Source organism: Paenibacillus sp. J23TS9 (assembly GCF_018403225.1).
Classification (GTDB): domain Bacteria; phylum Bacillota; class Bacilli; order Paenibacillales; family Paenibacillaceae; genus Paenibacillus_AQ.
The window spans coordinates 391,738-403,519 of the sequence record NZ_BOSG01000005.1 but is presented as its reverse complement, the minus strand read 5'-3'; the positions used below and the strand labels follow the sequence as shown (position 1 = coordinate 403,519).

The following is an 11,782-nucleotide window of genomic DNA, read 5'->3' as shown; positions in this document are numbered from 1 at the left end:
TATCAGGGGTTGACCCACATCATATCAGCCTTAGCGTTTGGAGCGTACGGCAGAGCTGCTGCGGGATTTAAACAGATGAATGTTCTCAAGCGCCTTGCCTGTACCGATTGCAACGCAGTCCAGTGGATTCTCAGCCACAATGACAGGCATGCCTGTTTCTTCGGCAAGCAGCTTGTCCAGATTGCGCAGCAGAGCTCCGCCGCCTGTAAGTACGATACCACGGTCCATAATATCTGCTGCCAGTTCCGGTGGGCATTTCTCCAACGTAACCTTTACAGCTTCTACAATGGCATTCACGGTGTCAGAAAGGGCTTCACTGATTTCATCAGATGTGATCGTAATGGTCTTTGGCAATCCTGTCACCAGGTCACGACCGCGAATTTCGCTGGTCTCCACCTGTTCCAAAGGAAGTGCGGAGCCAATCTCCATTTTAAGCGATTCCGAGGTTCTTTCACCAATCATCAGGTTATACTGGCGTTTGATGTATTGAATGATCGATTCATCCATTTCATCACCGGCTACCCGCACGGAGCGGCTAGTTACAATTCCTCCAAGAGAAATAACGGCAACTTCTGTTGTACCGCCACCGATATCTACCACCATACTGCCTGTCGGTTCCCATACCGGCAAATCAGCACCGATGGCTGCTGCGAATGGTTCTTCGATGGTATAGGCTTCACGTGCACCAGCCTGTTTGGTTGCATCTTCAACTGCGCGCTGTTCAACGGCCGTAATACCCGAAGGTACACATACCATTACATTCGGGTGGCGTTGAAACATCGAACGCTGCTTCTGTGCCTGACGGATAAAATATTTAATCATTGTTGCCGTCGTGTCGAAGTCAGCAATAACGCCGTCCTTCATCGGACGGATGGCACGGATGTTGCCCGGCGTACGTCCGATCATTTTCTTGGCGGACTCACCTACAGCCTCAATGGTTTTCGTATCCGTACGGATCGCAACAACAGAAGGTTCTCTAACAACAATTCCTTTTCCACGGACATAGACAAGCGTGTTTGCTGTCCCCAAATCAATTCCCAAGTCTTTCGTGAAACTTCCTAACATGCTGTAATCTCCCTTTCTTCGTCAATCTCAACTATTATATTACATCAAGCCTTGCTCCTTCAAACTGACGAATTCCCCGTCACCGATAATCAGATGATCCAGCACCTCTATACCCACAATTTCTCCTGCTTCCTTCAAACGAGAAGTAAGGGAAATATCTTCTGGACTTGGCGTGGGATCTCCACTCGGATGGTTATGTGCGCAGACAAACGATGCGCTGCTGCACTTGATGGCTGCACGAAACACCTCGCGCGGATGTACGATGGAGGCGTTCAGACTGCCGATCGAAAGCGTCTCTTGAGCAATAATGTGATTTTTCGTATTTAGAAATAAACAAACAAAATGTTCTTTTTGCAAATAACGCAGCTGTTCCATAAGTACTTCGGCCGCATCTCGCGGACTGCGGATAATTACCGGCTCGTCCATTCGGGTACGGACAAGCCGCTGCCCAAGCTCGATGCCAGCTTTGAGTTGAACGGCTTTGGCACTGCCGATGCCTTTAATGGCCATTAATTCCTCAATGCTCATATCCACAAGCTGGCGCATACTGCCGACCTGCTTCAATATGCGCTGGGCAAGATGCACGGCGGACTCCCGCTGTGTACCCGTCCGAAGTAAAATAGCCAACAATTCAGCGTGGCTCAAGGCGCCCGCCCCATACTGCAGCATGCGTTCTCTGGGTCTTTCCTGATGGGGGATGTCGCGCAGCATATACGTTTGCGGCTCCATAGTTCCCCTACTTTCCCTTCACTCAAATCTCATCCACGCTCAGAGGATGTCTATCCCAAATTCCGACAACATGTCGGAAAGTAACGAAACAGGCAATCCAACGACGGTAAAATAACAGCCCTCAATCCGTTCCACCAAAGTGGCGCCAAGTCCTTGAATACCATATGCGCCAGCTTTGTCGCCGGGCTCGCCGCTTTTTACGTAAGCATCTATTTTCGAATCCGAAAGCTCCTTCATGGTTACCTTGGTTGATCGATGACGCACAAGCGTTTGACCATTGGCCGCATCAATACATGCAATTCCCGTGTATACATGATGGGTGTTACCCTGCAGAGACTTCAGCATCCGAAAGGCGTCTCTATCATCCACGGGCTTTCCAAGAACCTGATTCCCCAGAACAACGATTGTGTCACTGCCAATAATAACGGCATTTTCCTCCGGATCCGCAATAAGAGAGTATACAGCTTGCGCTTTACGCAGCGCCAAACCTTCAACAATCTGCTGGGGAGTCCAGTCGTCTGGAGTATGTTCATCCGCATGGCTGGGATGGATCTCGTACGGTATATGTAGAGAAGCAATCAGCTCCTGCCTTCTGGGTGAGGTCGATGCCAGTACGATACGGCGTGAATGGTTTGATTTCAATGAAAGGATCTCCTTTGACTCTGTAGTTACAGCCTGCGATACAGCCACACGGAGACAATGATGCCGATCAAACTTAGCAGGCTCAATTTCATTTGAATGGTGATGTCGTAGCTGATAATGTCTAAATTAGCTTGCGGTGACCACTTAATCAGTGTTGATGCAGTCAGAAAAGAAAGGGCTTGTACAGGTTCCAGGGCCTTTGCGATCCAAGCACCCGCCAGCCAGCCAAGCAGCAAAAACAAGAGCAGTATTCCTACGTTCTTTTTCATCCTTCTCTTCCCTCGCCATATTTTGACACCCAATTTATTATACGGTTATTTGGACATCAATACAAACACAAATCCGGTATGGGGAACTATTTCCAGTTCCATACCGGACCCGCTTTGTTATATGAATTGAGCTACGGTACATGCTTACCTGCAGTTCATTTTATAGGACTATGCTTTTTCCAGTTTTGAGATCAGTTCTTTCTGCTCCGAGATATACTGCATCATGCTGGACTGCACTTCCCATAAATGTCCTTTAGACCGGTTCCGATTGTATTCCGTTATTGCGGATACCGCGCTGTTCATTGTCTGCTCCATTTGTTTGCCGAGTTCTTCCTCGCCTGTTCCAAGTCCGGTTTGGAGCGATTTCATCGCCTCCATCCAGCGGCTGTGCAGGTCAGTAAGAGCAGCGGTGTTCTCGGCATTCAGGGCTGCCGGGCTTTCTTGACCAAGCAATGCCGCCGATAGCTGGCTAAGATTCGACACAAGCTCAGAGCTCACGGCAAAATATTGGTTAACAATATCTGCTTCCCCGCTGAATTCCATCGTACTGGCCGCAGGCAGCGTGATTTCTTTGACATACAGCTCCAGACCTTGAGCCTTCAACTGATTACTGAGGAGCTTGGCCTGCTCACGGTCCGTCGACATGCCTGCATACACGCGGTTTTCCTGATCTGAATCCGTACCCGCAGCAATACCATATTGCTGAAGCTCTTTTTGAGCCTGCTCCACTCGTTCCTTACTGCTGAACACTCCGTATTGCAGCATATAATACGATTGACCCTGCACCTTTACAGCCACGGGAGCAGCTTTACCCGTTTCTGTCTGCGCCAGTGACACACTTTCCGTACTTGGCTTCACGGGGATTATAGAGCCCTCGGAACCGTCCTTGAAGAAGGACAGCACCACAAATCCGAACAAGGCTCCAGTCACAATCGCGCCCGTGACGGTACCGATTACCTTCCACAGAGAGGCTGGTCGTCTCGGACGATACGATGCATCGCCCAGCTCCGGATATACTGAGTCTGCAAGGTCCCCCCATTCATCCTTATGATCCATTACTCCGTTGTCATATGGATCAAGATCATACCCATCATTTCGGTTAAAACCCTCTTCTACCTGATACGGCTGTTCGCCCGACAGCATCTCGCTCCAGGGATCATTTTTGTGAAAAGGATCTGTCCAGCCCTGCATAGGGCCCGGGATCACAGTCAATGATTTCCGATTTTTTTGAACTGGTTCCTCTGTATGTTCACGCTGCAGGGCATGACTGCTATCAGGATGCTCCAGCCCCTGTATATCCTGCATGGACATCTTCTCTTCAGATGTATGCTGGGCGGTTTTCCGTTCCTCCTGCACAACTTTAAGCTTATGGGAGCTTTCCTCATTGAAGCGGAAAGTCATTCTCGCTTTGTTCAATGTCATACACCTCACCCTTGTCTCATTACAAAGTATATATGACAGATTGTCCGAAGTTATGCTGCATAAAAAAGTCAAAAACAAGAAAGTCAACCTTGATATAACTCTCTAGCAGTGCGGGCAAGGGCTATTGGTTACTGCTCTTTTTAGCCTTTTAGAATACAAAAAAGAGACTGCCCCGATCCGCGGTGATCAGCGGATGAGGCAGTCTCTCAGCTATGTAAGCAGCAGTCCTAAAAAGGCCTATAGCTCCTTCGCCAGCTCGTAACCAACTTTCCATATATCACCGGCGCCCATTGTAATCACAAGCGTCCCCGGCTGAATTCTCTGCTTCAAATCAGACAGCACATCTTCCTTCGTCGGCAGATATCTGGCTCCGGCATTACTGTTCTGTACGATTAATTCAACCAGCTTGGAAGAATGCACGCCTTCAATCTGCTTTTCTCCTGCAGGCGAATAAATATCGGTGATAATCACTTCGTCTGCCTCACTAAACGCTCTACTAAAGGCATCCAGCAGGAAAAAAGTGCGCGAGTAACGCTGCGGCTGGAACACGGCAATGATCTTTTTACCGGTCGCCTTAGCAGCACTGATCGTCGCTTCGATCTCCGTTGGATGATGGGCATAATCATCGATGATGAGAATATCGTTTTTCTCGCCCAGCACCTGGAAGCGGCGCTTGGCACCATGAAACTTGGAGATTCCCTCCACGATTTGCTCAAACGGGATACCTGCTTTTAAGCAGGAAATGACTGTTGCCATCGCATTGTAAACGTTATGGCGTCCCGGTACCGACAATTCCACTTTTCCAAGAGATTGGCCTTTATGATTCATGGTAAAGGATACATGCCGGTCGCCCAGCACCATATCGGTTGCTGTATATTCCGCGTCCGTATCAATGCCGTAAGTGGCTACCTGACAGCGAATGCCTGGAATAATGGCCTGAATGTTGACATCATCCCCGCAAACCACAGCCGTTCCGTCTTCACGGATTTGATTCAAAAACTGAACATAAGCTTTCTTCAGCTTCTCAAAGTCCCCGTCATAGTTCTCCAGATGATCGGCTTCGATATTGGTCACAATACCCAGCCATGGATGATACTGCAGGAACGAGCCATCGCTTTCATCCGCTTCGGCAACGACGAAGTCTCCTTTTCCGGCCTTCGCGTTCGTTCCCACATTCATAATTTCCCCACCGATAATATAGGTCGGGTCAACGCCACATTCTTCCATCACCAAAGCGATCATGGAGGATGTAGTTGTCTTGCCGTGAGCGCCAGCAACCGCTACGCCCTTGCGCTCGTTCAGCAGTCTTGCAAGCATCTGTGATCGATGCAGAATCGGAATGTTAAGCTGTTCCGCTTCCACTCTCTCCACATTGTCTTGGGACAAAGCCGTCGAATACACAACCAAATCTGCTCCGTGTACCTGCTCTGCCGTATGTCCGATATAAATTTTGGCGCCTTTGGCAGCCAATTTTTCCGTTAATTCCTGGGAAGCCACATCCGAACCCGTGACCTTGTATCCCATTTCCAGCATAACCCTAGCAATGGCGCTCATCCCGTAGCCACCAATACCGATAAAATGAACATGTTCAGAATTCAACAGATTTTCACCAACCTTTTTCAGAATCGGTCTGACCCAGCAGAGCGGCCCGCACATCCGATATTAAATAAAGCGTGCCGGATACCACCGCCAAATCCTCCGCTTCTGTCCGTGACTTAAGTAGTTCTAGCGCGTTTTTCCAATCCGGTTCTACGATGATCTGCAAACCTGGTTTGCCATAGGAATGCATTAGCCCCTCCGCAAGTTCATGCAGCGCTGCAGCGTCCATTTTTTTCCGGAAGTCCGGCTCGGTCAGGATAAGCGTATCCACTATAGGAAGTATATGCTTCAAATAGGATTCATGATGCTTATTCGACAGCATTCCCATCATCAAAATTAAACGTTCATGCGGATAGTGCCTTTCAATGCTCTTCCGTAAGGATTCCGCACCCTCCGGATTATGGGCTCCATCCAGTACGATGCGGGGCGCAGAGGATACTTCCTCCATCCGCCCTGCCCACACCGTTTCGCGGAATCCTTTTAAAATATCCTCTTCATCCATTACAAAAGCCATGTACTGACGCAAAATCTCCAAAGCCATAAGCGCCCCGGCCGCATTGGCAACCTGGTGCACACCCTTCATGCCGATTTCAACATCATATTCACGAAATGGCCCCTTGAAATGAAAGGTTTGATACGGACCCTGTTCACCCGTATATTCATAGCTGAATTTTTCGCCTGCCAAATACAGCGTTGTCCGGCATTCCTCCGCTTTTGTCCGCAGTACTTCAACAGCTCCCGGCTGATCCACGCAGCTGACCACAGGCACACCCGATTTAATAATGCCCGCTTTTTCGAAAGCAATCTGCTCTACGGTATCGCCGAGTACATCGGTATGGTCCATGCCCACATTGGTAATGACCGAAATCACCGGAAATACAATATTTGTTACATCCAGCCTTCCCCCAAGTCCCGTCTCCCATACGACAATATCCGGCACGCATTCCTCCGCATAATACAAAATCGCGAGAGCCGTCGAAACTTCGAACATGGTTGGCGAACCCAGCTCGGTTGCTGCGATCTCCTCCACAATCGGATACAGGCGATTCGCAAACGCCAAAAGGGTCTCCTCAGGAATATCCTCACCGTTATACTGAAAACGGTTCGTGAATTTGGTGATATAGGGGGACGTGAATGTTCCCACCGAGTAGCCGCTTTGCAAGAGAACCCGAGTTAAATACGCACAGGTAGAGCCTTTGCCGTTCGTTCCCGCAATATGAATGAATTTCAGGCGCCGATGAGGGTTATTAAGCATCTCCATCATCTTTTCAATTCTTGACATACCGGGGCGGATCCCAAAAGGAATCAGCCCGTTAATCCAGTCTACAGCTTCTGTATATGTGTGCAGGTACGCAGAGGCTTCAAATTGATCTCCCATTTACCATTTCACCTTCTGAATTTATTTGTCCAGGATACTGCATGCTCCCCAGTGAATCGTTTTTCTAAAATCAGCCCTTCAGTTCCTCGATCCGTGCAATTACCTTGCTCCGCTTATCAGAGTAATCAGCCATTTTCGCCTTTTCCTCTTCAATGACTTTCGCAGGTGCCTTGGATACAAAGCCCTCATTGCCAAGCTTCTTCTCAACGCGCAGTACTTCATTGTTCAAGTTCTGCAGCTCTTTTTCTAGACGGGCAATTTCCTGATCAATATCGATCAGACCCGCAAGCGGCAGATACAGCTCAGCGCCTGTAACAATCGCGGTCATCGCTTTGTCCGGACTCTCAAGTCCCAGACTTGCCGTAAAACTTGAAGTATTGCAGAAACGCTGCACGTAAATTTCATTGCGAGTTACGATTTGAAGCACCTGATCATCTCCGGCCTTCAGCATAAGCTCAACCTTTTTGCTCATCGGCACGTTTACTTCGGCACGGATATTCCGTACTGCTCGGATGATATCCATCAGCAGTGACATTTCACGCGCAGCTCCTTCATTTTCAAGAGCAGCATCAAATTCGGGCCAAGCAGCCAGTGTAATGGACTCGCCTTGATGCGGCAGATGCTGCCAGATCTCTTCGGAAATGAACGGCATAAACGGATGAATCATGCGCAGCGTACGGTCAAGCACGTAGGCAAGTACTGATTTTGTCGTATTCTTCGCTGTCTCGTCTTCCCCGTACAGGGACAGTTTGGAGAATTCGATATACCAGTCGCAGAGGTCATCCCAGATGAAGTTATACAGCAGGCGGCCAGTCTCACCAAATTCATAGGCATCTATTAGACGCGTGATATCACGGGAAGTTTCGTTCAGGCGATGCAGAATCCAGCGATCAGCCGTACTGAGTTCACCGCTTATGTCAATGTCGTCATAAGTGAAGCCCTCTAGGTTCATCAAGGCAAAACGTGATGCATTCCAGATCTTGTTGGCAAAATTCCGGGCCTGCTCTACGCGCTCCCAGCGAAAGCGAAGATCCTGCCCAGGCGTGCTGCTGGTAGAGATCATATAGCGCATCGCATCCGCGCCGTACTGTTCGATGACTTCCAGCGGATCCACACCGTTGCCAAGCGACTTGGACATCTTCTTGCCTTCCGGATCACGTACCAGACCATGCATCAGTACGTCCTTGAATGGAATCTCACCGGTAAATTCAAGTGCAGTAAAGATCATGCGGGCAACCCAGAAATAGATGATGTCATATCCGGTAACCAGAACGTCTGTCGGATAGTAACGCTTCAGATCCTCCGTCTGGTCCGGCCAGCCAAGGGTCGAGAACGGCCATAGAGCGGAGCTGAACCAGGTGTCCAGAACGTCTTCATCTTGACGAAGATCGGTGCTGCCGCACTTGGAGCATTTTGTTACATCGTCGTGAGCAACATGAATCTCGCCGCAGGCTTCGCAGTACCATGCCGGAATGCGGTGACCCCACCAGAGCTGGCGGGAAATACACCAGTCACGCACGTTTTCGATCCAGTTCAGATAAGTCTTTTCAAAACGGTCCGGTACAAAGTTTACGCCTTTGCCAGATTTCTGCGCCTCTATGGCCGCTTCAGCCAGCGGCTGCATTTTAACGAACCACTGTGTGGACAGGTACGGTTCAACGACAGCGCCCGTACGTTCACTATGTCCAACCTGATGAAGATGGTCATCGATTTTGATCAGGACGCCTTGCTCCTTCAAGTCCTGAACGATTTGCTTACGGCAGTCGCTGCGGTCCATGCCCTGGTATTTGCCAGCCAGTTCATTCATTGTACCCGTTTCATCCATAACCGTAATTTGCGGCAGGTCATGGCGCAGTCCTACCTCGAAATCGTTCGGATCATGGGAAGGTGTAATTTTAACAGCGCCGCTTCCGAATTCCTTATCAACGTACTCATCAGCAATGACCGGAATTTCACGGCCAACAATCGGCAGAACGAGCATTTTTCCGATCATATCCTTATAGCGCTCATCTTTTGGATGAACGGCTACAGCCGAATCCCCAAGCATGGTTTCCGGACGTGTGGTGGCTACCGTAATATGCCCGCTTCCATCCTTCAATGGATAGGAGAGGTGATATAGATGCCCTTGAACCTCTTTATATTCAACTTCAATATCAGAGAGGGCCGTACGAGCAGCCGGATCCCAGTTGATGATACGCTTGCCGCGGTAGATCAGCCCTTTTTCATGAAGCTTTACAAAAACCTCGCGTACGGCTTTGGACAGGCCCTCATCCAGCGTAAACCGTTCTCTGGAGTAATCAAGGGAAAAGCCCATTTTCGACCACTGCTCATGAATGGTTTCAGCGTATTTGTCTTTCCACTCCCATACCTTCTCCAGGAACTTCTCCCGGCCCAGATCATAGCGAGTAACGCCTTCTTCACGAAGCTTTTGCTCCACTTTCGTCTGGGTAGCGATACCGGCATGGTCCGAGCCTGGAAGCCAGAGAGCGTCATAGCCCTGCATCCGTTTGGTGCGGATCAGGATATCCTGCAGCGTAAAGTCGAGCGCATGCCCGATGTGAAGCATACCTGTAACGTTCGGAGGGGGAATGACAATCGTATAAGGCTTCGCGTCTTTGCGCTGCCCAGCCTTGAAAAACTCCCCTTCCATCCAGTATTTATACCATTTTTCTTCGGCTGCCTTCGGATCATAGGTCGTCGGCATTTCTGTCGTAAGTTTGTTGTCCTGCTCTGTCATCATTGCATTCCTCCATCACAAGATCAGCTTTGTGCTAAAAAAACAAAAAAGCCCCTCGTCCTCAAAGGACGAAAGGCTGTTCTTTCGCGGTACCACCTTTGTTTCGCGTATGCCTTATGGAAATACATCTCACCTTAGACATGGCAAACTGCTCTCAAGCATATGCCTTCATGTACGCGACACTTCATGCAGATAACGGCTGCAGCCGGTCTGCTCTAACCCGAGAAATGGGCTCAAACAGACAACTCCCGGGCGACTTCGGTTGAATGCATCCTGCGGAATCTCACAGCGCAGCAAAGCAATTCCACTCTCTGAAGGGCATATCATCCTACTCTTCCCGATCATCGTTCTTGACAAAATATAAGAATATCATAACTTGGTTGTTGACTTAAGTCAACATAGAGCGTGCTGCTATCCTGGCGTCGTTTCACGCTTTAATATTATTAACTTATGTATGAATCTTAAACAAGGGTACCAGGCAATAACACAAAAAAGCGCCCGGCCCTTTCTTCAAGTACCGGACGCCCTTCTTATGATTTTCATCATGTCATTCCTACGGAATGTATAAAATTTGGCCTTCCTCAACCGTTTGCTCGGCCAGCCGGTTATGGAGCAGGATTTCGCGGGCGCTGAGCTGATAGCGGTTAGCAATCGTCTCCAGCGTTTCCTCCCGCTGAACAATGCATAGCCGCACTTTGCGGAATTGATTTTTTTCCGAGCTGCTTCCCAGAAACAGATTCTGCCACTGAATGTCATCGCTGCCGTTCGTTTCCCGTTCCGTTTCTTCACGTTTAGGCTCTTCCAATACAGCCTGCTGCTGCTCCTGCTCTTTCAATGAACGGCTCGAAGCCAGTATTGAGGAAAAACCGATGGATTCCTTGTCAGCCGTTTGTGCATCCTTTTTGCTGCCGAGAGCGATCCGCATTTCCCGCTCATCCGTTGGTTCTTCCTTTGGTACCGATTCCTGCTGGAAGGCACTGAACGGAAATGCCGGCTCGTGAATAGATTCCTGATCAACAGAAGTCAGGTAGATATTCGTCTCTTTATCCTCTTCCGCCGGAATCGCGATATTTTCTGGATGTAACAGTTCCGATTCATCTTCATGCTCAAAATGCCAGACGTTCGAAGATGCCTTATTCCCGCTGCGTTCCGGGGATTCCTTGTCCGTATGTAACGCGGTGGGAGCAGGTTCTTCTTCAGGCTCCGGCGTCTCCTCAGGGGTCCGCTGCTGGAGATGAGTTTCGGCAGCCGTTTCGGCCTGCGGCAGGATTTCGGAGATACCTGATGCTTCAAAGCCTTCAGGGACGGTAAAGCTCTCCGCTGCATATGTCGGCGCTTGGTTATCCGCTGAATACGATGCATCGTTCGTTTCCCTGATCTCCGCCTCATCCGCGCTGCCCTCCTCTTCCTCCAAAAAAGCAGCCAGTACTGCATCCTCAGCAGGATCATCTGAAGCATGTATGACCGTAAATTCATCAGCATTCCATGCAGGTGCCGGGTCGCTCACTGCGGTTTCGATTCCACGTAGGGATAACACACCCGTGATGTTCAAGCTGCGTTTGGACAGGAGATCCACATCAAAATTTTCAATCTCAACGGCAATCTCGTCCAGTGAAGACACGCGATTCGTAGGTACGGTAATTTCCACAGGAATAAAATGCTCAAGACGCTGTGTACCTTCCTCCTCCCCGTCGCCTCTGTACAGCCCGCTCAAAAGCAAGTGGCCACGAAGCGCGACCTGCTCCCCCTGGCTGATGACCTGAATATGGGGCAGCAGCTCGATTTCTTCCAGCTCGGCAATTCCAGATACATCTTCCGATAGATGAATTCGTTCATAAATATCAAAACGCAAACCGTAGGACTGGTCGAACACAGAATTGTCCTCCTTTCGGCATATTTCTAACCATGAGTCTGCTCACGGCATGAGCCCCAAAATGCGTT

The 11,782-nt window shown here is 49.4% G+C and carries 9 protein-coding genes and 1 other annotated feature; all 9 genes read right to left on the bottom strand.

Annotated elements, in window-relative coordinates:
- Window positions 1-30: 30 nt before the first annotated feature.
- On the bottom strand, window positions 31-1,065 hold the full coding sequence (locus tag KJS65_RS25780) for a rod shape-determining protein (RefSeq protein ID WP_136608267.1): 1,035 nt from the start codon (window positions 1,063-1,065) through the stop codon (window positions 31-33).
- Window positions 1,066-1,104: 39 nt separating this feature from the next.
- A complete protein-coding gene (gene radC, locus KJS65_RS25775) occupies window positions 1,105-1,794 on the bottom strand; it encodes a RadC family protein (RefSeq protein WP_213652664.1) in 690 nt (229 codons plus the stop codon).
- A gap of 39 nt (window positions 1,795-1,833) precedes the next feature.
- The gene (locus tag KJS65_RS25770; RefSeq protein WP_213652663.1) at window positions 1,834-2,436 is read right to left on the bottom strand and encodes a Maf family protein; all 603 of its coding nucleotides are present in this window, start codon (window positions 2,434-2,436) and stop codon (window positions 1,834-1,836) included.
- A gap of 26 nt (window positions 2,437-2,462) precedes the next feature.
- Complete coding sequence (locus KJS65_RS25765) at window positions 2,463-2,705, bottom strand: DUF4321 domain-containing protein (protein ID WP_213652662.1); 243 nt, start codon at window positions 2,703-2,705, stop codon at window positions 2,463-2,465.
- A gap of 168 nt (window positions 2,706-2,873) precedes the next feature.
- Window positions 2,874-4,127: an SPOR domain-containing protein gene (locus tag KJS65_RS25760; RefSeq protein ID WP_213652661.1), complete on the bottom strand. Its 1,254-nt coding sequence runs from the start codon at window positions 4,125-4,127 to the stop codon at window positions 2,874-2,876.
- A gap of 237 nt (window positions 4,128-4,364) precedes the next feature.
- Window positions 4,365-5,729, bottom strand: a complete 1,365-nt coding sequence (gene murC / locus KJS65_RS25755) for a UDP-N-acetylmuramate--L-alanine ligase (RefSeq protein WP_213652725.1) — start codon at window positions 5,727-5,729, stop codon at window positions 4,365-4,367.
- A 4-nt stretch (window positions 5,730-5,733) separates the two neighbouring features.
- Complete coding sequence (locus KJS65_RS25750; protein WP_213652660.1) at window positions 5,734-7,104, bottom strand: bifunctional folylpolyglutamate synthase/dihydrofolate synthase; 1,371 nt, start codon at window positions 7,102-7,104, stop codon at window positions 5,734-5,736.
- Window positions 7,105-7,174: 70 nt separating this feature from the next.
- Entirely contained in the window at window positions 7,175-9,841 is a 2,667-nt protein-coding gene (locus tag KJS65_RS25745) for a valine--tRNA ligase (protein ID WP_213652724.1), read from the bottom strand.
- 61 nt (window positions 9,842-9,902) lie between these two features.
- Window positions 9,903-10,195, bottom strand: a binding site (T-box leader).
- Window positions 10,196-10,394: 199 nt separating this feature from the next.
- Window positions 10,395-11,714 carry a LysM peptidoglycan-binding domain-containing protein gene (locus KJS65_RS25740; protein ID WP_213652659.1) on the bottom strand — a complete coding sequence of 440 codons (1,320 nt, stop codon included), beginning with the start codon at window positions 11,712-11,714 and terminating at the stop codon, window positions 10,395-10,397.
- Between the last annotated feature and the right edge of the window lie 68 nt (window positions 11,715-11,782).

Excerpts from the sequence above, each read along its gene's own strand:
- KJS65_RS25780 (WP_136608267.1), bottom strand. The coding sequence starts at position 1,065 with ATGTTAGGAAGTTTCACGAAAGACTTGGGAATTGATTTGGGGACAGCA.
- radC (WP_213652664.1), bottom strand. The coding sequence starts at position 1,794 with ATGGAGCCGCAAACGTATATGCTGCGCGACATCCCCCATCAGGAAAGA.
- KJS65_RS25765 (WP_213652662.1), bottom strand. The coding sequence starts at position 2,705 with ATGAAAAAGAACGTAGGAATACTGCTCTTGTTTTTGCTGCTTGGCTGG.
- KJS65_RS25760 (WP_213652661.1), bottom strand. The coding sequence starts at position 4,127 with ATGACATTGAACAAAGCGAGAATGACTTTCCGCTTCAATGAGGAAAGC.
- KJS65_RS25750 (WP_213652660.1), bottom strand. The coding sequence starts at position 7,104 with ATGGGAGATCAATTTGAAGCCTCTGCGTACCTGCACACATATACAGAA.
- KJS65_RS25745 (WP_213652724.1), bottom strand. The coding sequence starts at position 9,841 with ATGACAGAGCAGGACAACAAACTTACGACAGAAATGCCGACGACCTAT.